At 72.5% G+C, this 23,098-nt stretch carries 15 protein-coding genes and 2 pseudogenes; 11 read left to right on the top strand and 6 right to left on the bottom strand.

What is annotated here, in order from left to right; translation table 11 throughout:
- The first annotated feature begins 5 nt into the window (after positions 1 to 5).
- Genes OG524_RS34970 through OG524_RS34930 form a run of 9 tightly spaced genes read left to right on the top strand, consistent with a single transcriptional unit; the run spans position 6 to position 13,380 of the window.
- A complete protein-coding gene (locus tag OG524_RS34970) occupies positions 6 to 1,481 on the top strand; it encodes a hypothetical protein (RefSeq protein WP_405812361.1) in 1,476 nt (491 codons plus the stop codon).
- A gap of 1 nt (position 1,482) precedes the next feature.
- The gene (locus OG524_RS34965) at positions 1,483 to 3,606 is read left to right on the top strand and encodes a glycosyltransferase (protein ID WP_405812360.1); all 2,124 of its coding nucleotides are present in this window, start codon (positions 1,483 to 1,485) and stop codon (positions 3,604 to 3,606) included.
- Positions 3,599 to 4,717 (top strand): sugar phosphate nucleotidyltransferase, encoded by a 1,119-nt coding sequence (locus OG524_RS34960; protein ID WP_405386159.1) that lies wholly within the window; start codon positions 3,599 to 3,601, stop codon positions 4,715 to 4,717. The genes OG524_RS34965 and OG524_RS34960 overlap by 8 nt, the downstream gene beginning before the upstream one ends.
- 12 nt (positions 4,718 to 4,729) lie before the next feature.
- Positions 4,730 to 7,780, top strand: coding sequence for an HAD hydrolase family protein (locus OG524_RS34955; RefSeq protein ID WP_405812359.1), 3,051 nt, complete (start codon positions 4,730 to 4,732; stop codon positions 7,778 to 7,780).
- A complete protein-coding gene (gene malQ / locus OG524_RS34950) occupies positions 7,777 to 9,855 on the top strand; it encodes a 4-alpha-glucanotransferase (RefSeq protein WP_405812358.1) in 2,079 nt (692 codons plus the stop codon). Before OG524_RS34955 ends, malQ begins: the two co-directional genes overlap by 4 nt.
- Positions 9,833 to 11,035: a sedoheptulose 7-phosphate cyclase gene (locus OG524_RS34945; protein ID WP_405812357.1), complete on the top strand. Its 1,203-nt coding sequence runs from the start codon at positions 9,833 to 9,835 to the stop codon at positions 11,033 to 11,035. The genes malQ and OG524_RS34945 overlap by 23 nt, the downstream gene beginning before the upstream one ends.
- A complete protein-coding gene (locus tag OG524_RS34940; protein WP_405386166.1) occupies positions 11,032 to 11,400 on the top strand; it encodes a cupin domain-containing protein in 369 nt (122 codons plus the stop codon). Before OG524_RS34945 ends, OG524_RS34940 begins: the two co-directional genes overlap by 4 nt.
- Positions 11,381 to 12,424 (top strand): ROK family protein, encoded by a 1,044-nt coding sequence (locus OG524_RS34935; protein ID WP_405386168.1) that lies wholly within the window; start codon positions 11,381 to 11,383, stop codon positions 12,422 to 12,424. Before OG524_RS34940 ends, OG524_RS34935 begins: the two co-directional genes overlap by 20 nt.
- Complete coding sequence (locus OG524_RS34930; protein WP_405386170.1) at positions 12,421 to 13,380, top strand: SDR family oxidoreductase; 960 nt, start codon at positions 12,421 to 12,423, stop codon at positions 13,378 to 13,380. Before OG524_RS34935 ends, OG524_RS34930 begins: the two co-directional genes overlap by 4 nt.
- Positions 13,381 to 13,412: 32 nt before the next feature.
- Here OG524_RS34930 and OG524_RS34925 read toward each other — a convergent pair.
- Positions 13,413 to 13,877, bottom strand: a pseudogene (locus OG524_RS34925) (hypothetical protein); the annotation flags it as partial.
- Positions 13,878 to 13,953: 76 nt separating this feature from the next.
- Positions 13,954 to 15,807, bottom strand: a complete 1,854-nt coding sequence (locus tag OG524_RS34920; RefSeq protein ID WP_405386172.1) for a serine/threonine protein kinase — start codon at positions 15,805 to 15,807, stop codon at positions 13,954 to 13,956.
- Between the two features lie 350 nt (positions 15,808 to 16,157).
- On the opposite strand from OG524_RS34920, the gene OG524_RS34915 reads away from it, so the two are divergent.
- Together OG524_RS34915 and OG524_RS34910 are read left to right on the top strand one after the other, a co-directional pair.
- On the top strand, positions 16,158 to 17,513 hold the full coding sequence (locus OG524_RS34915; protein WP_405386174.1) for a M14 family metallopeptidase: 1,356 nt from the start codon (positions 16,158 to 16,160) through the stop codon (positions 17,511 to 17,513).
- 208 nt (positions 17,514 to 17,721) lie between these two features.
- Positions 17,722 to 18,507 (top strand): SAM-dependent methyltransferase, encoded by a 786-nt coding sequence (locus OG524_RS34910; RefSeq protein WP_405386176.1) that lies wholly within the window; start codon positions 17,722 to 17,724, stop codon positions 18,505 to 18,507.
- 224 nt (positions 18,508 to 18,731) lie between these two features.
- Here the strand turns inward: OG524_RS34910 and aroQ are convergent.
- The 4 genes and pseudogenes from aroQ to OG524_RS34890 form a co-directional block, all read right to left on the bottom strand.
- Positions 18,732 to 19,178, bottom strand: a pseudogene (gene aroQ / locus OG524_RS34905) (gamma subclass chorismate mutase AroQ); the annotation flags it as partial.
- 129 nt (positions 19,179 to 19,307) lie between these two features.
- On the bottom strand, positions 19,308 to 20,021 hold the full coding sequence (locus OG524_RS34900; RefSeq protein ID WP_405386178.1) for a DUF2470 domain-containing protein: 714 nt from the start codon (positions 20,019 to 20,021) through the stop codon (positions 19,308 to 19,310).
- A 24-nt stretch (positions 20,022 to 20,045) separates the two neighbouring features.
- A complete protein-coding gene (locus tag OG524_RS34895) occupies positions 20,046 to 21,293 on the bottom strand; it encodes a type III PLP-dependent enzyme (RefSeq protein ID WP_405812356.1) in 1,248 nt (415 codons plus the stop codon).
- A 33-nt stretch (positions 21,294 to 21,326) separates the two neighbouring features.
- A complete protein-coding gene (locus OG524_RS34890; protein WP_405812355.1) occupies positions 21,327 to 23,093 on the bottom strand; it encodes an IucA/IucC family protein in 1,767 nt (588 codons plus the stop codon).
- Positions 23,094 to 23,098: the final 5 nt, after the last annotated feature.

Below are 23,098 nucleotides of genomic sequence, written 5' to 3'. Positions count from 1 at the left end.
ACCGCGTGACCAGCGACACCCAGCTCCGCGAACTGCTGCACGGCGCCGCATGGATGCCGGAGGACGGACGCCGGGCCGACGGGTACGAGCGGATCGACGAGGCCGCACTGGGCCCCGGAACCACCGCCCTCATCGTGTCCCCCGTCGGGGGGCCCGCGCACGGCCGGCCCCTCTTCGTCCCCGTACACACCGACGCGGCCGGCCGTCTGGACGAGGCACAGGGCACCAGCGCCTTCGACCTCGCCTGCGTCCGGCGCATGGCGACAGGCGGGCGGATCCCGACGGCGCGCGGCGGACACCTGGAGTTCCGCGGCGGCGGCACCGCGGCCCGGTCCGTCCGGCAGCTGCCCTTCGAGCAGGGCTGGTCGTCGAATTCGCTGTCGCTCGTCGACATCGACGGCCGCCCGCATCTCCACAAGACGTACCGCACGCTGGGACCCGGCGTACGCGAGCCCGAGCTGCTGCGCCTGATGGACGGCAGCGGTCGCACACCGCGCTGGTTCGGCGACTACAGCTACCTCCCTCCGGGCCGGGACGAGCGGTTCGCGCTGGGGGTGGTCTACACGTACGCGCCCGGCACCGGCATCGACACACCGCTGCGCGAGAACCTCCGCTCGCTCTGGCCGAAGCTGCTGCGCGCAGGGGCGGACGGCTTCGCCGACACCCTCGTCCACCACCACCTGAGCCCCCTCGAATCCCCGCTGGAGGCCGCCGGCCGCTTCCTCCGTGCGTTCCACGAGGATCTGCGGGTGCGGCTCGGCGCGGGTACGGTCCCGCCCGACTTCCCCGTCCTGCGCAGTCTCCGGGCCGCCGAGCACCGGGCCGCGGCGCTCGCGGAGCGGGCCGGGACCGAGGCCGGTCTCCCCTCCGCCGCGGTCGCCGGGGCCTTCCGGTCGATCGCCGTGGAGACCGGCCTGCTGCGGACCGAGTTCACCGCCTCGGACGTGCGGTGGTCCGCCGGGCCGTGCCACGGGGACCTCCATCTGTCGCATCTGCTCTGGGACCCGCCACGCCTCATCGACATCTCGACACCCAGCACCGGTCCGGACGACGCGGGCTGGTCCGAGCAGTCCCCGCTGGAGGACGTCGTCGCGCTGCACCGGGCCCTGGAGTACTTCAGCGCCGACGAGGCCGCCTTCGAGAGCGCTCGGCTCCTGGGAATCGACGCGACGGAGACGATGTACGGCGCACTGGACGGCGCGCCCGGCCTGCCGCCGAGGGAACGCGCCCTGCTCCTGCTGGTGTTCGAGGCGGCGGACCTCTGGCGGCGGCGCGTCATGGAGCTGCTGCTCGCCCCCACCGTGTCCGACAGCCCCGCCGACGCACCGCTGCGCCGGCTGCTGTACCTGCGCCGGCTGCTGCACGAGCTGGACTACAACTTCGCCCACGCCCGGCCGTACCACGCCGCGATCGATCTTCGCCACGCGATCGCGCTCGGCCTGCCCTCCCCATCAGCCCGCCCTCTCACCACGAGGAACTGACGTGAGTGACGTGACCGCCGAGCCCATGCACATCATCGAGACGTACTTCGAGTGCTGCGGGTTCGATCACACCTTCCTCCAGGGCGGCACCTCGGTGTACCTCTGGAACCTCTCCCGCGCGTTCGCCCGCCGCGGACACCGGGTGTCCGTCGTGACCCCCGCGCACGGACGCCTCGACGACCTGCGCAGCCGCCATGTGGTCGAGGACCTCGACTACGACGACCGGTACACGCTCCCCCTCGTCCTCGACCCCGACGTCTGGCAGGGCTTCCCGGCCGAGGTACCCCTGGAGCTGCGCACCACGGCGCACCGTATCCGGCTCGAGGACGTCGACCTCTACTTCCTGTCCAACGAGTACCTGGACCGGCTGCCCGACACGTTCTACCCGCCGTACTCGGCGAAGGGCAACGACCTCACGTTCTTCAAGCCCCTGGTCTTCCAGGTCGACAGCGTGCGCTTCCTGCAGAACTGGTTCGCCGACGAGCGGGCGGTCGTCCACGCCCACGAGCCCTTCTACCACTACCTGTTGCCGCCCGCGCTGAGCGGCGACCCGCGCAAGAGCGTGGTCAGCACCGTGCAGAGCAACATGCCGATCACGAAGAAGGTGTACGGCCCCGAGGTCCGCCGGCTCCTCTCGCTGCTGAGTGCCCCGCCGCTGCCGGACGAGGCCGGGCCGCTGCCGGCGGGTGAGCGCGAGGCGCAGCGGCAGTACCAGGAGCGGACCCATCTCCACTACGAGTACCCGTCCGGCCATCTCACCGTGTACGACCTGATCGCCGACCACTCCGACCGCATCGACTTCCTCTCCCCCGGCCAGCGGGACTTCTACAGCACCTTCCGGGACACGCCGTTCGAGGACCTGTTCGCGGCGCTGCCCGTCTCCGACACGGTCCGGCGCAACGCGCACAAGCAGTTCGTCGGCGGCTGCGCGATCTCGGACACCTGGCTCGCGTCGGACCCCGGCGCCGTGGACCGGGCGGAGGTCCTCTCCGGCCTGGGGCTGGACCCGGCGCTGCCCACCTTCTTCCACAACGCCAGGTACGCGGTCCACCACAAGGGCCAGGTGGAGCTTGTCAGGGCGATCGACCAGGTCCTCTCCGACGGCCTCGACGCCAACTTCGTGCTGCGCTGCATCTCGGGCACCGGCATCGACGACCCGTACTTCCACGACGTCGCCAAGCGCCATCAGGGACACGTGCACCTGGAGTGGGAGCGCGTCGACGAGAGCCGGGTCTTCGCCTACGCGGCGTCCGCCGACTTCTGCGTGTTCCCGTCCAAGTTCGAGATGGACACCTTCCTGATCGCCCAGGGCGAGGCCATGTCCTGCGGGGCCGTGCCCGTCGCCACGGCGCAGTGGGGCATGGCGCACTTCCTGCACGACGCTCCGCCGGACACCGCGACGGGCTTCTCCGTCAACCGTTCGTTCGCCGAGGACGACGCGCTCCTGGTCGCGGCGCTGGCCGACCGCTTCCGTCAGGCGGTGCGTCTCTTCCGGGAGCGGCCCGAGGAGTACCGCGCCCTGTCCGCCCGTGCGCGGGAGGTGGCGGCGGGCTTCACCTGGGAGCAGTGTGCCGATCAGCATCTGGAGGTGTTCTCGGAGCTCTGGCGGGGGTTGTCGCCCGAGCTCGCTCCCGACGACGCCCTGCGTCACGGCTGGTTCGGCCTCGTGCCGTCCCGGGTGTGGTCCGAGCGGCCCGAGGAGGTGCTCGCCGCCGCCGTGGCGGCCGGCGACCTGCCCGCCGCCGAACGCCTGGGCCCGGTCACGGAGGAGACGGCCCGGCAGCTGTTCGACGCCGCGTGGGAGCGCGCCGACTTCGCGGTGTGCGAGGAGGTGGTACGGCGGTGGCCCGCCTCGGTGCCGGCGGACCGGACCGTCCTGCTGCGGGAACGGTGCGCGCCGCTGGCCGACGGCCTCGTGTACCGGCTCGCCCACGCGGAACGGGTGGAGCTGGTCGTGCCGGCTCCCCGGGCCCCGGAGGGCCGTGCCCGGGCGGAGGTCACCGCGTGGACCCGCACGGGAACGGGGGAGTTCACGGGCCCGCGGCCTCCGGCGGACTCCGCCGCCCGGCTGCTCCTGACCCTGTCGAACGGCCGGATCGCCTGGGACGTGGTGTCCGGTGGCTGACTACGACTCCGTACGCACCGTCCTGCTGGCCGGCGGGCGCGGTGAGCGCATGGGACGGCTGGGTACCGGCCGTCTGAAGCCGCTCGTGCCCTACGGCGGCGCGTGCCGGCTCATCGACTTCAGCCTCGCCAACGCGCGTGACTCCGGTGTCGGCGAGGTGCTGCTCCTGTCGCAGTACGAGGAGCGGCAGCTCATGGACGACCTGCACTCCGCCTGGAACGGCACCTCGCCCGGCTTCCGGGTCCACTTCGGGCCGTACGACCCGGCCTACCGCGCGGCGGGCGAGACCCTGCCGCAGCAGCTTCCCGAACGCACCTGGTCCCTGGAGCGCGGGACGGCGGACGCGCTGATCCGTAAGGGCGACCACATCTTCGGTCCCCGGACGAAGCACGTGATGGTGCTGCACGCCGACCATGTCTACCGCTTCGACTACGGGCCGCTGATCCGGCAGCACATCGCCGGGCGGGCCGCGCTCACCATCGCGTACCAGCGGATCGATCCGCGCTGGGTCCACCTGTTCGGCGTGGTCGACTTCGACTCGGACGGTTTCCTCACCTCCTTCGTCGAGAAGCCCGAACACCCCACCAGCGACCTGGTTTTCGCCGCGTTCTGCGTCTTCGACGCGGAGGTGCTGCAGCGGTATCTCCAGGATCTGGACGGCACGGCCTGGCAGCACGACATCAGCCGTGACGTGATCCCGGCGATGCTCGCGGCGGGCGAACGCATCCGCGGGCACCGTGTCGAGGGCCACTGGGAGGACATCGGGACGGTGGAGCGCTACCACCGCGCGCATCTCGCGATGACACGGCCCGGTGCCGCCCTGCCGGTGAGCGCTCTGCCCTGGACCGTCTCGCCGTATCTGGCGCGCACGTGGGTGGAGGAGGCCCCGGGCGTCCAGCGTTCCGTCGTGCCCTTCGACCTGGTCAGTGACGGCCGGGTCGAGGACAGCGTCCTGTTCCCCGGGGTGCGGATCGGCGCCGGCGCACGGGTGCGGCGCAGCGTGGTACTGCCGGGTGCCGTCGTGCCCGACGGGGCCGACATCGACTCCGCGGTCGTCCTGGAGGACGGCTTCGTCCAGCTCGTCGAGCCGACGCCGAACGTCGCACGCTGAGGGAGCGCACGCATGCACATCATCAACTTCGCCTACGAGTGCGGCGGATTCGACACCCGGCTGATGCGCGGGGGCCTGTCGCCGCTCGTGTGGAACCTCTCCCGCGAGTACGCGGCCCGCGGGCACCGGGTCTCGATCGTCACGCCCGCGCACGGTCATCTCGACCGGCTGCGCGCGACGCACACGATCGAGGACCTCGACTACCGGCGGGACCACACGGTGCCGCTGGTGCTCGATCCCAAGACCTGGCCGGGGCGGCCTGCCGAGGTGCCGCTGACGCTCACGACGTGCGCCCACCGGCTGCGGCTGGACGGCGTGGACGTGTACTTCCTCTCGGACGCGCAGCTGGACCTGCTGCCGGACCGGCTGTATCCGCCGCCCGGTTCGGAGGGCCGAGACCTGGCGTTCTTCAAGCCGCTCGTCTTCCAGGTGGCCGGGCTCCGCTTTCTCCAGGAGTGGTTCGGCGGGGAACCCGCTGTCGTCCACGGCTTCGAACCCGCGTACCACTACCTCGTCCCGCTCGTGCTGCGTGGCGACCCCCGATGGCGCTGCGTCAGCACGGTGGCGGCAAACGCGCCGATCACCCAGAAGATCTACCGGCCCCAACTCGAAGCACTGCTGAGGGAGTTCGGCGACGACACGACCGTGGTCCGCGGTCCCGGAGCGGGAGCCGGCCTGGAGTCCTGGGAGGACGTGCCGCCCCCTGAGGACTCCCCCGCCGCGGCAATGGTCCGGGCTCTCGCCGCGACGCGGCTGCACACCGAGTACGGACCGGACCATGTGGGTGTCTTCCCCCTGCTCCTCGCCCACGCGGATCTCGTGGACTTCGTCTCACCGGGGCAGCGCGACCACTACAGCACCTTCGCCGACACGCCCATGGAGCGGTACGTGGCGTCGCTGCCGGTCTCCGGGCTGCTGCGCGAGCACGCGGGCAAGCTGTTCGACGGTGGCTGCGGGGTGTCGGACCGCTGGCTCGCCAAGGACCCGTCGGCGGTCGACCGCGCCGCCGTCCTGCGGTCGATGGGTCTCGACCCGGCCCGGCCGGTCTTCTACCACGCGGCGCGCTACGCGGTGCATCACAAGGGACAGTTGGAGCTGGTGCAGGCCATGGAGGAGGTCCTGGCCTCCGGGGCCGACATCAGCTTCGTCCTGCGCTGTGCCACGGGTGCGGGCGGTGCGGCCGAGGTGCCCCCCGCCAACGCGTACTTCCGACGGGTGGCCGACGCCTACCCGGACCGAGTGCGTCTGGACTGGCGGCTCGTCGACGAGGACACCCTGTTCTCGGAGGCCGCCTGTGCCGACTTCTGCGTCTATCCGTCGAAGTTCGAACTCGACGGATTCCTCATCGCGCAGGCCGAGGCGATGGCCTGCGGTGCCGTGCCGATCGCCACCGCCCAGCGGACCACTGCCCACTTCGGCCATGCCCTGCCGCCCCAGGACCCGGGGGCGACGGGCTTCGCGGTGCGCGGCTCGTTCCGTGACGACGACCGGGAGCTTGCGCACCTGCTCGCGGACCGTATCCGGGAGGCGGCCCTGATGTTCCGGGAGGCGCCGGACGACTACGCGCGCCTGTCGGCCTCCGCCGTGCGGACGGCTCGCCGCTTCACCTGGAGCGACAGTGCCAGGCGGCGGCTGTCCGTCTTCCAGGAGCTGCTCGACGACCTGCCCCGGAGCCTGCCCGCGAAGGACGCGGTGCGGTACGGCTGGTTCGGGCTCCTCGACGAACAGGCGTGGTCCGAGCACCGCGAGGGGATAGCGCGGAGCGCCGAGCGCCTCGGTGACGCCGCTGCTTACGGCCGGTGCGCCGAGCTGGACGGGGCCGCGTACGAGCGGCTGTTCGCGGCGGCGTTCCGGCGGGCGGACTTCGTGCGCTGCGCCGCTCTGGCCGGGGCGGCGGACCGTGAGGACCTGATGGCCCCGGTCCGTACCCGCTGCCGGGTCGCTCCCGCGCCCGTGGGCGCGGCGCACCGGGTGGAGTACGTCCATCCCGAGGTGGTCGCGGTCGACGTCGTGGTCGAGGCCGAGGGGCTGTCCGCTCCGGGAGACACGGAGCGTGCCGAGTCGGCGGCGGAGGCCGCCCTCTCGGACGAGCCGGTGCCGAGCGGGACGACGGGGCTCGCGGCCCTGCGGCGCGATGACGACGGCGTGTTCCGGGGTGAGTCCCGCACGGGTTCTCTGCGGGGCGGGCTGGTCCTGCGGCTCACCCTCGCCGACGGCCGGGTCACCTGGGACAACGCCTCGGTGCCCGAAAGGCCTCCGTACCGGGTGGTGGCCACGGATCTCGACGGGACGCTGCTGCGCGGCGATCTGACCGTCTCGGACCGGACCCTGCGTGCTCTGGAGCTGGTGGCCGCCTCCGGTGCACGCCATCTGGTCGTCACCGGCCGGCCGGCGGCCGCGTGCAGCCACCTGCTGGAGTCCATCGGGTACACGGGGATCGCCGTCTGCGGGCAGGGCGGTCAGCTCTACGACACGGGCGAGGGCCGTCTGCTCTCCTCGGTGACGCTGGACAGGGATCTGGCACGGTCCGTCGTCGAGCGCCTGGAGGCCGTCGTCGGTGGACTCGAACTGGGTGTCGTCACCTCGCCGCCCGAGAGCCGTTTCAAAGTCACGCCCGGATTCGGGGAACGCGTCCGCCACGGCTGGGACGTCACGTCCGACCGGACCCTGCTGTGGGACACGCCCGTCGACAAGCTCGTGCTGCACGGGGACGACGACCTCGCCGAGACCGCTCGGCGGCTGTGCGGCGACGAGGTGACGGTGGTGCACTCCGTCCAGGGCATGGTCGAAGTGCTGCCGCGCGGGATCACCAAGGGCACGGGCGTTGCCCGTGCCCTTGACCTGCTCGGCCGCACGGGCGCCGACACGGTGGCGTTCGGCGACATGCCCAACGACATCCCGCTCCTCGCGCTCGCCGGTCACGGAGTGGCGGTCGCGAACGCACACCCCTCGCTCCTGGCCGTCGCGGACGAGATCGCCCCTGCCAACGACGCGGACGGAGTGGCCTCGGTGATCGAGCGTCTGTTCGGCGCGGCCGTGCTGCCGATGGGGGGCACCCTGTGAGTGACACGGTGACACGTCTGGCCGGGGCGCTCGGGGTGGCGACCGGGTACCGCACCGACCGGGGGCGGGAGATGACCGTCTCCCGGGACACCCTCGTCGCGGTGCTCGCGTCCTGCGGCATCGACGCCTCGACCCCGGCCGCCGCCGAGGCCGCACTCGCCGCGCACCGCGCGGAGCGGGCCCGGCGTCTCGTACCGCCGTGCGTCGTGGTGCGGGGGCCCCGCGGTGCCCGCCCGGCCCTGCCGGCGGGTGCCCGTACGGAGGTGGTCTGCGCCGACGGCCGCGTACGGTCGCTGGACGAGCCGCTGCCCGTGGGGCGTCACACCCTGTACGTCGAGCGGGCGGGCCTGCGCGACAGTGCGGTCCTGCTGGTGGCCCCGGAGCGCCTGAAGACGCCGGAGCACTCCTGGGGCTTCCTCGTCCAGCTGTACTTCCTGCTCTCCCGCAGGTCCTGGGGCATGGGTGATCTCGGCGATCTCGGCGATCTCGCCTCCTGGGCGGGCCGGGACCTGGGGGCGGACTTCGTCCAGCTCGGTCCGCTGCACGCGATGGAGCCCGGCGCGCTGCCGGACCCGTCGCCGTACCGGCCCAGCAGCCGCCGCTTCCCGGACCCGATGCACGTACGGGTGGAGGCCGTCGTGGAATTCGCCCACCTGGCCGACGGGTCGCTTCGGCGGGTCGGGGAGCTCGCCTCCCGTGCCGCGGCCCTCAACTCCGCCGTCCTGGACGGGGACGCCCTCATCCGGCGTGAGGAGGTGCGGGAGCTGAAGCACCGTGCCCTGCGCGAGGTGTTCGAGGTGCCCCGCAGCCCGGCGCGGGAGGCGGCGTTCGCCGCGTTCCTGGCGCGGGAGGGCGACGAGCTCACCGACTTCGCCACCTGGTGCGCCCTGGCCGATGTACGGGGCCCGGCCTGGCGTTCCTGGCCTGCCGGGCTGCGCGATCCCCGGTCGGCCGCGGTGGCCGAGGCACGCCGGGAGCTGGCCGGCTCCGTCGCGTTCCACACCTGGCTGGCCTGGATCACCGACGAGCAGCTGGGCGGTGCCCAGCGCGCGGCGCGTGAGGCGGGCATGTCGGTGGGGCTCGTCCACGACCTCGCCGTGGGCGTGGCCCCGGAGGGGGCCGATGCCTGGGCCCTCCGGCACTGCCTCGCCGAAGGCATGTCGGTGGGGGCGCCGCCGGACGACTTCAACCCGCTGGGGCAGGACTGGGGGCAGCCCCCGTGGCGGCCCGACGCGCTGGCCGCGGAGGGCTACCTGCCGTTCGCCCGGCTGCTGCGGGCGGGGATGCGGCACGCGGGTGCCCTGCGCGTCGACCACGTGATGGGTCTGTTCCGCCTCTGGTGGGTCCCCGAGGGGCGTCCGCCGGCGGAGGGTACGTATGTCCGCTACGACGGCGAGGCGATGCTGGCGGTGCTGACCGCGGAGGCCGAGGCCGCCGAGGCGTTCGTCATCGGGGAGGACCTGGGGACGGTCGAGCCGGGCGTACGCGAGGAGTTGGCCGCCCGCGGAATCGTGGGGACCGCGGTGCAGCGCTTCGAGTACGAGGGCGGCTCCGAGGGCCGGCTCGGTCCCCTGCCACCGGAGCGGTGGCGGGAGAACTGCATGGCGACGCTGACCACGCACGATCTGCCGAGCACCGCGGCCTGGCTGAGCGGGGAGCACGTCGAGCTGCGTGCCTCGCTGGGTCTGCTCACCCGCCCCGAGGAACAGGAGAAGGCCGAGGCCGCCGAGGAACGCGACGGCTGGATCGCCGAGTTGGAGCGACTGGGGCTGCTGCCCGATCCCGCCGGGGAGGTCGCGGCGCTCCACACGTACCTCTGTCTCACCCCGGCCCGGATGATCGGCGTCTGGCTCCCGGACACGGTGGGCGACCGCCGTCCTCAGAATCTGCCCGGCACCGCAGGCGTGCACCCCAACTGGTGCCTGCCCATGTCCGACGAGCACGGCCGGCCCGTCCCCCTGGATGACCTGTCCGCCGTACCGCTCGTCCATCACCTGGCCCGGAGCTTCGGGGAACGGCCGGAAGCACACCGAGTGACTATCGAGGAGAGACATGGCAAGCCGGGTTCTTGCTGACGATTCACGGGTTTCGGGCGTACGGGAGGACGCCGAGGGGTTCAGCCTGCTCGCGCCGGACGGCACCGGATACCGGGTGGACCTCGTGCCCGGGGTCCTGTCCCCCGGCAATCCCGCGCTCGCACGCGCGGTGGAGGGACGGCGGGTCGTCGCGTTCATGGGTCCGTCGGTCGACCGCCTCTACGGGGCGGCGCTGCGCGCCTACCTGGACGCGACGCTGGCCCCTGGGTCCTGGACGGTCCACACCATCGACACGGGTGAGAAGAACAAGACACTGGCCACGGCGGAGAGGGTGTGTTCGCTGGCCAAGGCCGCCGGGCTGGACCGCCACGGGGTGATGCTGGCCCTGGGCGGCGGCATCGTCTCGGACATCGTGGGCTTCGCCGCCTCCATGTACTCGCGCGGCATCCGGTACATCCGCGTCAACACGACCCTCGTCGGTCAGGTCGATGTGGGTGTCGGTGTGAAGACGGGCGTCAACGCCCTCCGTACGAAGAACATGTTCGGCGCTTACCACCCGGCGCACGCCTCGCTGAGCGACCCCGCGTTCCTCACCACGCTGCCGGTGCGTGAGATCCGGTGCGGTCTCGCGGAGATCGTGAAGATGGCCGTGATCCTGGACGAGGAGCTGTTCGACACCCTGGAGCGGTACCCGGGCGCGTTCCGGGGGGCGGGCGGGCCCACGCCCCGGGAGGTGGAGGCGTACATCCTCCGTACCTCGATGCGGCTGATGATGGAGGAGCTCTGCCCGAACCTGCGGGAGCATCAGCTCGCCCGCCTGGTGGACTTCGGCCACACGTTCAGTCCGGTCGTCGAGACGGCGGGCGACCACCGTCTGGAGCACGGCGAGGCGGTCTCCGTCGACATGGCGCTGTCCGCGTGCGTCGCCCTGCGGCTGGGCCTGGTCGACGAGGAGACGTGCGACCGGATCATCGGGCTGCTGGCACGCATCGGGCTGCCCGTCTTCGACGCGCGCACGTGCACACCGGAGCTGATGACCCGCGCACTGGAGGAGTCGTGGGAGCGGCGGGGCCGCAGGCTGCATCTCGTGGTCCCCACCGGCGTCGGCAAGGCGACGTTCGTCGACGACCTCGGGAACATCCCCCGCGAGGTGCTCCAGCACGCGCTCGACGATCTCGCCGTGCGGTCCCGCCACGCCGGGGAGGGGGTCCGGCCGTGAGCGGGCGACGGGTCAACCTGCGCGACCTCATGTCCGAGAAGCTCCACGACCACGGCGGGGAGGGGACGATCCTCGCCCACCGGGTGTTCGCCAGGGGCGGTGGGACGGGCGCGGACTTCATCGACCTGGCCGTACTTCCCCCGGGTACGTCCATCGGCCGCCACCGGCACGGCCGCGACCGTGAGACGTACATCGTCCTCAGCGGCAGCGGTCTCATGTACCGCGACGGCGAGGTGTTCCGCGTAGGCGCGGGGGACATCGTGGTGAACGAACCGTTCGGCGAGCACGGTCTGAGCAACGACTCCGACACGGAACTCGCCCTGCTCGTCTTCGAGGAGGCCGATCATGACGAACCTGTCCGATGAGATGACGGTCATGGACGTCGGCGGGACGACGCTGCGTGCCGGCACGTACGGCGCCGGCCGTCTGTCGCGTGTACGGCGGATGCGGGTGGACGGCATGGCCGCGCACCCTGGGGCTTCCGTCGCCACGCTGCAACGGCACGTGATCGAGCAGATCGTGCGGGAGGCGGGGCGCCAGGGCGACGGCCGTCCCGCCCCGGGCGCCGCGCTGGGCATCGCCTTCGCGGGCCCGGTCGGCCGGGACGGGACCGTGCTGGGTGCGCCGACGGTGTGGGGCGAGGGCGGGGAAGCGGTGCCGCTCCAGGAGATCCTGAGCGCCCGGCTGTCCGTGCCCGTCGTCGTCGTCAACGACCTGACGGCGGCGGCCTGGCGGTACGGGACCCAGGAGTCGGCCCCCTTCTGTCTGCTGACCATCAGCTCCGGGATCGGGAACAAGGTGTTCCGCGACGGCGACGTGCTCCTCGACGCCGAGGGGCACGGTGGTGAGCTCGGCCACTGGAGGTGCGACCTCTCGCCCGACGCCCCGCTGTGCGACTGCGGTGGGCGCGGCCATCTGGGGGCGATCGCTTCGGGACGCGGGGTGCTCGCCGCGGTGCGGCGGGCGGCCGGAGCCGATCCGGCGGCCTTCGCCGGATCGGCTCCGGCCCGCCTGGGAACGACCGATCCGGAGATCCTGACCAACCCGGAGATCGCTGCCGCCGTCCGCGGCGGCGACCCGTTCGTGACGTCCGTCCTGCGCTCCACGCTCGTCCATCTGGCCTCCGCCGTGGGGGCCGTGTTCACCTCGATCGGGGTCCGCCGCTACATCCTCATGGGCGGTTTCGCCCTGGCTGTCGGCGAGCGCTACCGGGAACTGCTCGTGGAGGAACTCGTGCGGCAGGGCTGCTTCGGACTGACGGCCGAAGCCGTGGACGCCATGGTCGTCCTGGGTGCGGAGGACGACGACCACGGTCTCGTCGGCATGGGGCGGCTCGTCACCCGACGGCTCGGGGAAGGCGTACACACGAAGAGGATGATCGTCCGATGACCGAACTTCCGGCCCGTACCGGCTCCGGCCTCCCCCTGCGTGTTCTGGTGGTCGGCAGCGGGTTCGTCGGCACGGAGATCGCCCGGCTGCTGACCGCCGGTGGGCACCGGGTGACGCTCACCTCCCGCGGCCGGCCGGCGGCCGACCCTGCCGCGTACGGTGCGCGATGGACAGCACTGGACGCCACCGATCCAGCGGCGTGCGCCCGTGTGGTGTCGGCGGTCGACCCCCGGGCGGTCGTCCTGGTCCATGGTCCCTCCGACGTCACCTGGTGCGAGGCGCATCCCGAAGAGGCCGCGGCCACCCATGTGAGGGTGACGGAGAACGTCGCGACCCTGCCGGGCCTGGACCGCATCGTCATGATCTCGACGGACAACGTGTTCGACGGCTCGTCACCGCACAACGTCGAGACCACGCCCGTCTCGCCCGCGAACGCCTACGGGGCGGCCAAGCTGATGGCCGAGCAGACGCTGCTGTCCCGGGCGGTCTCCCCCGCCACGGTGCTGCGCGTCAGCCTCGTCTACGGTCACGAACCGGCCGGGAGCGAGAAGTGGCTGAACTTCTTCTCGTCCTGCGCCCATCGCCTCTCACGGGGCGAGACGGTGGAGGCACCGGCCGACCAGTGGACGACACCCGTGCTCGTGGACGACGTGGCCGCGGTGACGTCGGTACTCCTCCGGCAGCCCGGCGCGCTGCCCCCGCTCCTGCACCTCGGCGGCCCCGGCCGGATCTCCCGCGCGGACTGGGCACGGGTGATCGCCGGAGCCCTGGGCGTACCGACGGATCTGGTGAAGGCCGTTCCCCGCGCCTCGGGCCGCTACGCGTCGAGGCCGGAGAACACCTGCCTCTCCAGTGCGCTGCTCCCGTCGGTACCGGGGATGGACCGCACCCCTTTGTGGGACGTGACCACCTCGGCCGCCGCTCTGGCCCCCGTGTTCCTGCGCGCGGGGAGGTAGCCCCGGAAGGACAGCCGGGGAGCGCGGGGCCATCCCATGACCTCTCGGGCCGCGTCGAGGAAGGCCAGCCGGTTGTCCTCCAGGTGGTCGCGCACGCTCTCACCTTCGGGCAGGCCTTCCCACACGGTCCGGTTGAGGTCGAGGACGTAGGCGCGTGCCGCGTCGTGCACGGTCAGGGGGAACTGGATGCCGATCAGCCGTTCCGCGACCCGGAGTCTGTTCATCGAGTCCCGTGTCGTGAGGAACCACGGGGTCGTGTCGTCCCACTCGTTCGGCCGGCTGAAGGCCGCGCGCTCGGCCTCGGCCCCCACCTCGACGAACCGCTCCAGCAGCTTGAGCCGCTCCGCCCGCCGGGCCTCCGACAGCTCGGTCTGCTGCCGTCGGTGCTCCGTCCGCTCGGCGGACCTTTGCGTGGCGAACTGGACGAGGAAGGACAGTGCGCCGCCGAGCGCGACGCCGCCCAACGATATGAGTGACACCCAGACTTGACCGGACATGACAGCCTTCGTTCCACACTGTCGGTCTTCGGTCGCCGCCTTTCGTCACCGGCCGGGCGGCGGGAGTGCCACGCTCTCAGCTCTCGTCCTTCGGCTCCTCGGCGTTGCGCCAGATCGTGAGGTCGAGGGTGATGTACTTGCTGGCGTCGTTCTCGCCCGACTTGCCGCGGTAGGTCGCCACGGCGATGTGTCCGCCGTCGCTCAGCACGCAGATCTCGGACCCCTTCGTGAGCTGGTCGAAGGCGATGTCCTCGGTGTAGCGCGTCTCCGCGCGGCAGGTCTCCAGCGAGCCCTTCTGGGAGTTGTTCAACAGGACCAGCTTGCCGTTGTCGGTGCCGAGCTTCTCGTCGCCGAACAGGGAGTCGTGGTAGTAGAAGAGGTCCCCGTGGTTGTAGGACACGCCGCTGTCGCCGCCGTCGGCCGGACGGGGCGGGTTGTCGGCGAGCATGATCTGATAGTTCGCCGTCACGTCGATGCCCTGGTACGAGGCCGGCTCGGGGTCGGTCCGCTTCTGTTCCTTGTCCTGCGACGCGCTGTCCGCCGCACCGGCGGTTTCGCGGGTGTTGGCGTCGTTGGCGTCGTCGCCCTTGCCGGAGCCGTCCGGCAGGAGGGAGCCGATGACCACGAGGCCGACGACCGCGGCCGCGACGGCACCGACGACGATCAGTCCCGTCCGCTTCTTCGGCTTCGGCGGAGCGGGCGCGAAGCCGGCCTGGTGGTGGGTCGGCTGGGTGGGGTAGCCGGGTACGAACCCGGGAGGCGTCCGGTATCCGGGAGATGACACGGGATATCCGGGTGCGGGACCGTACCCGGGCGGCACCGCGCCCTGGACACCCGGCGCACCCTGGACACCCGGCGCGGCCTGCCCGGCCTGCATGCCCGGCGCGGCCTGCGTCGGTGCGGAGGCCATGCCCGCGCCGTGCGGCGCGTACGGGTTCGCGGCCTGCACCGAGGGCTGCTGCGGGGAGACCTCGGTCGGCGTCGGCGCGGCCGTGGGCTTCGGCGGCGGCGTCTTCGCCGGTTCGGGAAGCTGCAGCCGCTCGGTGATCGAGCCGGCGACCGCCTGCGGCAGCCAGTCCTCGCCCTGGCGCAGCGGGGCGGGCGAGATCTCGTGGCACGCCTCGATGATCTCGGGCAGGGACGGCCGGCCGGCCGGGGTACGGCTGAGGCAGCGCGTCACGAGCGGACGCAGCTCCTCGGGCAGGCCGGTGAGGTCGGGATCCTCGTGCACGATGCGGTAGAGAACCGCGTGTGACGGTCCGTCACCGAAGGCGGGGGTGCCGAGGGCCGCGTAGGCCACCATCTGGCCGAGGGCGAAGATGTCGGTCGCCGGAGTGACCGTACCGGCCGCCGCCTGTTCGGGCGCCATGAAGGCCGGGGTGCCGACGCTGACGCCGTTGCCGGTCAGGGCGGTGGCGTCGGCCGCGCGGGCGATTCCGAAGTCGATCACGCGGGGCCCGTCGGCGGCCAGGAGGACGTTGGCGGGTTTCAGGTCACGGTGCACGATCCCCGCACCGTGGATGACGTGAAGGGCCTCGGCACACCCGACGGTCAGCAGCAGCACACTGCGCAGGGGGAGGCGGCCGTGCTGGGCCACGGCGTGGGCGAGCGAGGGGCCCGGCACGTAGGACGTGGCCAGCCAGGGCTGCGCGCCGTCGGTGTCGAAGTCGATGACGGGCGCCGTGTACAGGCCCTGCACCCGCTGCGCGGCCCGCACCTCCTGCTCGAAGCGCCGCCGGAATTCGGGGTCCTCGCTGAACTCGGGCCGGATGACCTTGAGTGCGATCGGCCGGCCGCCCGGCGTGTACGAGAGGTACACCTTTCCCATGCCGCCCGTGCCCAGCACCGCCACCAGGCGGTATCCGCCCACCGTGGCGGGGTCGCCCGGCTTGAGCGGCTGGAAGAGACCGCCTGGAAGTGCACTGCTCATGTGGAACCATCCCCCTGTCAACGGCAGTTCCGATCACTGCCGGTCCCGAAGTCAACCGAGAGCGTACCGAACCTCCCTCCCGCTTCGGGCCACGCCGCTGCGCCTGCCGGGACCGGCGGGTGGAGACAGCGGCGTCCGGCCGGTTGCGTCCCCGCCCCGTTCCTGTCACGGCCGGACGAGGACGCTGTGCGGACTCCCCGTCCGGACGGGGACGCTGTGCGGACTCCCCCGGCGGGCTTCCTCCCGTCGGTGGCCGGAACTTCTCTCTTGACCCGGTCTTCTCCTGTCAGGACCATGTGCGCGTCGCACAGCTCCACCCCCCACCCCACCGGACTCAGGAGACTGCCAGCATGCGACTCGTCAACGCACGGAAGCCCCGGCCGACGAAAGTCAGACGCACGGCCACTCTCGCCGTCCTGCTCGCCCTCGGTCTCGCCGCCCCGGTCACCGCTGTGACCGGCGCCGACGCCTCGTCCCGGAACGCGGCCGTCGCCGCGGACGAGCGGACCCGGCAGTACGAGATCACCGGGCACCACACCCCCGCCGGCCGCACCGCGATCGCGCGGACCGGTGTCTCCATCGACGAGGTGCACGACCACGGCGTCGTGATCACCGCGGACGCCGCCCAGGCCCGAAAGCTCCGGGCGGGCGGCCATGTGCTGGAGGTACTGCCCGCTCCGGGCGCCGAACCGCAGGCGCAGGGACCCGTCGGCACGCTGGACTTCCCGTCGGCGGACTCCAAGTACCACAACTACGCCGAGATGAACGCGGAGATCGACGCACGCATCGCGGCCCACCCCTCGATCATGAACAAGCGCGTGATCGGGAAGACCTACCAGGGCCGGGACATCGTCGCGATCAAGGTGAGCGACAACGTCGGCACCGACGAGGCCGAACCGGAGGTTCTCTTCACCGCGCACCAGCACGCCCGCGAACACCTGACCGTCGAGATGGCGCTCTACCTGCTCCGCGAGCTCGGCGAGGACTACGGCACCGACTCCAGGATCACGCAGGCGGTCGACGGCCGCGAGCTGTGGATCGTGCCGGACATGAATCCCGACGGCGGTGAGTACGACATCGCGTCGGGCTCGTACCGCAGTTGGCGCAAGAACCGGCAGCCGATCTCCGGTTCCAGCTACGTGGGCACGGACCTCAACCGCAACTGGGCGTACAACTGGGGCTGCTGCGGCGGTTCCTCGTCCAGCCCTTCGTCGGAGACCTACCGTGGCACCGCCGCCGAGTCCGCACCCGAGACGAAGGTCGTGGCGGACTTCGTCCGCAGCCGGGTGGTCGGCGGGAGGCAGCAGATCAGGGCGGGCATCGACTTCCACACGTACAGCGAGCTGGTGCTGTGGCCGTTCGGCTACACATACAGCGACACCACGACCGGAATGACGGCCGACGACCGCAACGCGTTCGCCGCCGTGGGCCAGAAGATGGGCGCGAGCAACGGCTACACCGCCGAGCAGTCCAGCGACCTCTACATCACCGACGGCTCGATCGACGACTGGCTGTGGGGCTCGCAGAAGATCTTCGGCTACACCTTCGAGATGTACCCCGGCTCGTCCTCGGGCGGCGGCTTCTATCCGCCCGACGAGGTCATCGAGCGGGAGACCTCGCGCAACCGGGACGCGGTGCTCCAACTGGTGGAGAACGCGGACTGCATGTACAGGTCGATCGGGAAGCAGGCGCAGTACTGCGCCTGACGTCCGATCACACGGCGCCCCGGAGACGTGTCCCCGGGGCGCCGGCTCCGTCTCCGCCCCGACGTCCCGCGGCCCGGCCTCTCCGAGGGGCGCGGCCGGGTACGTCTTCCCACGTGGACAGCGGTACGGTCGTGCTGTGGGGTACGACCCGCACGAGATCCTGGGTCAGGGTCAACTGCTGTGCACGCCGGGTGAGTGGGAGACTGTGATGGCTGTCGACGACGTCGAGTTCCGCAAGAAGATCCGATCGGACATTCCGCATTCCGCGCGGGTGTGGAACGCGTGGCTGGGCGGGAAGGACAACTATCCGGTCGACCGGGAGCTGGCCGAAGCGGTCACCGCCGCCTATCCGCAGATGGCCGACATCGCGCAGGCCTCACGCGCCTTCCAGGCCCGTGCCGTCCGTCATCTGGCGGGCCTGGGTGTGCGTCAGTTCCTGGACGTGGGCACCGGTCTGCCGGTGGAGAACAGCACCCACGAGGTCGCGCAGGCCGTCGCCCCGCAGTCCCGGATCGTCTACGTGGACAACGACCCCATCGTCCTGGTCCACGCCGCGGCTCTGCTGACCAGCGCGCCGGAGGGCCGGACCGCCTATGTGGACGCCGACCTGTCCGTGACGGACACGGTGGTGGACGAGGCGGCCAGGACACTGGATCTCTCGGAGCCGGTGGCCGTCCTTCTGATGTCGACCCTGGGACACCTCACCCCGGCCGAAGGGATCGAGGTGGTCCAGCGGTACATGTCCCGGATGCCCTCGGGCAGCTATCTGGTGCTCTGCGACACGGTGAAGACGCCCCAGACCCTGGCGGCGCAGGAGGCCTACGACTCCGGCGACAACCCGCCGTACCTGGTGCGGGAACCGGAGGAGATCACCGGATGCGCGGAGGGACTGGAGCTGCTCGAACCGGGCTTCGTGTCCATCTCCTCCTGGCGCCCTACGGAGGAGGACCCCACACCCGTCGACCAGTGGGGGCTCATGGCCCGGAAGCCGTGACCATCACCGCCCTGTACGGCGCCCGCGCCGTACAGGGCAGGGGTCCTGCTCTGCTCCGGGCCGACGAACGGCCATGCGCAGACCGAGCGCAAGGCGCGGGTCAGCGCCGAGGCGTGGAGACGGTCGAGGTGCCGGGCGCGCCGTACGTGCGTTTCGGCGGCGTTCAGTGCGCCGCCGCAAGAAGGTGCCTCGCGTGCCGCCTCCGAGCGGACGATCGCGCGGACCAGACCGGTGTTGACGCGGTTGATCTCCTCCCGCACCCGTGTAAGGTCCGGGCGGCGTGTCGGCGCGCCGGCGGGGTCCGCGTCCCAGCGGCTGTGCAGGGCGCGCTGCACCTGCTTGTTCGCTTCGATCTGATCGCGGGGGATCCGTACCGTCACACCGGGATCGGCCCCGGCCTCGCGTGCCGGGCGGGCCACCGTGTCGAGGACCTGCCGCTCACGGACCGGGTCGTCGACGGGGCTGTCCGTCCCCCGCTTGGCAGCGGCGACGAGGGCGGCCGTGGCGAGACGCCGGGCCGAGAGATCGGCGAGCGGGTGGAGCCGGACGTACCCGCCGTGGCTCGTATCCGCGCCGGGAACAGCAGGGGCCGGGGCGGTCGCGCCGGCGAGGACGGCGGCCGTGACCACCGCGACGGTCACCAGGCGCGCTGCGTACGCGGTCGGCTGCATGGGCCGAGCGTACGGCTCCGTACCACCGGCGCCCGTCACCCCTGGACGGTGTCGCCCCGGGACATCTCATGCGGCCGCGGGGGCCCGGCACGCGCCGGGCCCCCGTACACGGCCACCCGTACGGGGAATTCAGAAGTGGGACTCGCCCCGGCAGTGCCGGGCATGCGCGAGCAGCAACTCCACCTGGCCGCCGACCTCCGTGGCGTCGCGCACCGGGGTCGGGAAGAGGAGGCGGGCGTCGCGGTGACCCTGGGCGTACTCGTAGCGGAAGGTGAAGCCGTACCGGTCCATGGCGTACGGGCGGACGGCGACGACCCCCCGGCGGACCTCGGGGGCGGCGAGGCGGGCGAGCCGGGTGACCACGTCACGGTGGTCGTCGTCCAGGTGGCCGAGCATGGCCGCCTCATGGACCGCGAGGGCGTCCGGATCCGACCGGAACACCTCGTCCGGGCCCACGTGTTCGACGCGCCCGTGCCACTGGACGCCGGCGCGCGCCGGGTCCAGGCCGAGGATCAGTACGTCCCCGTCCCGCCGTCCCGAATGGGCCAGCCGGCCGGACAGCGTGACCCGGGCGCGGATCCGGTCGCGTGCCTGGACGGGCGCGACATCGGTGAACTCGACGAGCGCGCCCAGGGCGCCGTGCGGGGCGCACACCATCTCCGCCGCGAGCGGTGTGTCGTCGGGCACCCGGAGCGTGAGCCGCCCGCTGTCGACCGTGTGCATGGCGATGAGGTCGTACGACGCGCCGGCGGTGGTCAGACTGAGCGAGCCCGCAGCGGCGACGACGGACCGGATCCGCTCCGCGTGGGAGAGCTCGGCGGTACGGGCAGAGGCGACTACCATCTCATCTCCTAAGGTTAGGCTTACCTAAGTTAGCATCACTTGGCAGGTGCTGTCCTCCGCCCCGCCGAGAAATCGGAAGCCCGGCGGCGGATGCATCAGGAAGTCGCGGTGCGAGATGTTCCAGGCGTAGGCGCCGGCCAGGGCGAAGACCACCCGGTCCCCCGCCCGGAGCCCGGCCGCCTCCAGCCCCCGGGCGAGTACGTCCTTGGGGGTGCAGAGCTGACCGGTGACCGTCACCCGGTCGCCCGCCGCCGCCGGACGGGGCCATGGGTGCGGCCACGGCTCGACCGGCACCACCTCCGCCGGCTGGTCGTGCCCCTTCGCCGCGGGTGTCCGCAGGTGATGGGTACCTCCACGGACCACGGCCACGTCCTCGCCGTGGCTGCGCTTCACGTCCAGCACCTCGGTCACGTACCAGCCGCAGTAGGCGGTCAGGGCGCGGCCGGGTTCGACGCGCAGGCGCACCCCGGGGTGACGGCGGGCCAGGGCGTCCAGGCCCGCCCCGTAGGCGGCCCAGTCGAAGCGGTCGCCGGGGCTCGTGTAGTCCACGGCCATGCCGCCGCCCACACCGACCTCGGGAAGCGGCGTCCGGTGACGGTGCGACAGTCCCGCGGCGGCGTCCACGACCGCCTCGGCCACGCCGAGCAGGGCCCCGGCGGGCAGGCCGCTGGCCAGGTGGGCGTGCACACCGACGGGTTCGAGCCCGGGGCAGTCGTCCCCGGTGAGCAGGCGGAGCGCTTCGGACGCGTCCTCCGTCCCCATGCCGAAGGGCGTGGGGCCGCCCATGGTGAGGGCGCTGCCCGTCAGCGTCCCTTCCGGAACGGCCGGGTTGATACGGAGCAGGACCCGGGTGGGCGGGCTGCCGGGGACGTGGGTGCGGGAGGCCAGTGCCCGGAGCATCCGCACCTCGTGAAGGCTCTCGGCGTGCACGCGGTCCACCCCGGCGGCCAGTGCGGCGGCGAGCTCGTCAGGGGTCTTGCCGGGGCCGGAGAAGGCGAGGGGCCGCCCCGGCACGGCGGCCCGGACATGGGCGAGCTCGCCGCCGGAGGACACCTCGAACCCGTCGGTCCACGGGGCGAGGGCGGCGAGGATCTCGGCCGCGGGATTGGCCTTCGCCGCGTAGTACAGCTCCACCGTCCGCGGAAGGGCGGCACGCACGGCCGCCGCGTGTTGCTGAAGGCCACTCAGGTCGTGTACGTAGCAGGGAAGTTCGCCGGACGGGAGGGCCTGTGCCTCGGCCCGTACGGCGGGGGTGAGCAGGGAGGGGTACACCGGTGATCCGTTCGTCGGTGGCGGGCGCGGGGTTCAGGGGGCGTACGGACGGCCGGCGATGGGGGGCACGGTCAGCGGGGAGGGCAGGTGGACGTACCCGGCGTCGCGGTCCGCCGAGCGGCGCCAGCGGGTGAGCAGATTGGCCTTGGCGGGGAGCGGTGCGCCTGCCAGCAGGGCTCGCAGTTGCGGCGGCCGGCCGAGGGTGTCGGCGCTCCGCTCCACGGTGGCACGTACCTGCCGCCAGAGGGCGGGTTCGGTCTCGGGGTGGAGGTCGGCGACGGCGGCCAGCACTTCGGCGAGGTGGTTGACGAACAGGCAGTAGACGACCCGGTCCCAGCCGCGCCGCCGGTCGTACGTGAGGGGTTCGGCGACCTCGCGGGGAAGCCCGCGCAGCGCGGCGCCGTGGTGGTCGGGCAGGAGTTTGGTGCCTTCGAGGTCCCGGAAGAGGGCCCGTTGCGGGGAGCCGTCGCGGCCGACGCAGACGACGACGTTCTGGAGGTGTGGTTCGAGGACCACGCCGTGGCGGAAGAACGCGGTCAGGACGGGTGGGACGAGCAGGGTGGTGTAGCGCCGGAACCACTCGGCGGCTCCGTCCGGTCCGGCGCCCGCGAGGAGCGCGGAGACCCGGCCGGGGCCCAGCGGGTACTCGTCGGCGACGGCCGCGGCCAGCAGCGGGGTGGTGCCAGCGGGGGTATGCCCGGCGAGGCCCTCCCGGACGATCACACCGAAGCCTTCGAGCAGGGTGCGGTCGGGGCGGCCGTCCGCGCCGGGGAGGGCGAGCGAGCGGTAGGCGGGCTCGCGGAGCACGCCGGCGGCCGGGTGGCGCCGGGCGAGGTCGGCGAGGACGGGGGCGAGCAGCCGGGTCAGGGCGACGGCGCCGGTGAGCTCGTACGAGGCGTTCTTCCGCAGGCAGTTGGTGATGCGCACGTCCAGGCTGAACTTCAGGAAGGCGTGCCCGTCGTGGACCGTGCGTACGGAGGCGGTGGGGGTGACCGGGGCCCCGGCCGGACCGAGGTCGAGCACGTCCCGGCGGGCGACGGCGGCCCGCAGGGCGGGGTGGCCGCCGAGCAGTCGGAACTGCCAGGGATGTGCGGGCAGCAGCCGGTATCCGGGCGGTGCCTCACCGGTCCGGTCGAGGGCAGCCGCTCCCCCGGGCTCGGCGGTCTCCTCGGCGACGAACCTCTCCCGGACGGCGAGCAGGTGCAGCGGGAAGCGTGCGCCTTCCTCCGGGGCGTACGCGGTCCAGGCGTCGGGGTCGGCGCCGTGCGCCTTGGGCGTGGGGTGGAAGCGGTGGCCGAGGATCAGGGACTGCTCGGAGGCGAGGTAGACGGCCGTCGGATCCCCGGGGCGGGCCGCAGGGTCGTCGGTGGCCACCGCAAGGGCGGTGACAGTGGCCCGGTGGGCGAGGGCGCTGGCGACGGCACGGTGCCCGGCTGCCACCTGGGCCAGGAACTCGTCGTTCTCCGTGCCGGTGCGCAGGGAGAGTTCGGCATCCACCAGCTCGGCCAGCCGCTGCCATCCGATCGTCGTCCAGGCGCCGTCCGGCAGGCCCTCGCGGACGCTGACGGGGCCGGTGAAGCGGTGGGCGCCCAGGAGGGCGGCGCGGCGTACGCCGACCCGCAGGAGCGTGTCGGTGTGCGGCAGGCGCAGGATCAGCCGGCCGTCGGTGAGGGTGCGGTCCTCCGGCGCGGTCGCCTCACGCAGCAGGCAGTTGAGGAGGGTGTGGCCGACCGCCTCGTCGGCGGTGGGCGGGCGTACCGGGGTGCGGGCCGGGGTGCGGGGTGTGGTGGTGCTGGGCATCGGGG

Origin of the sequence: Streptomyces sp. NBC_01520 (genome assembly GCF_045040375.1) — a bacterium.
Taxonomy (GTDB): Bacteria; Actinomycetota; Actinomycetes; order Streptomycetales; family Streptomycetaceae; genus Streptomyces.
The sequence above is the reverse complement of the archived record's forward strand: the minus strand, read 5'-3'. Positions and strand labels throughout refer to the sequence as shown.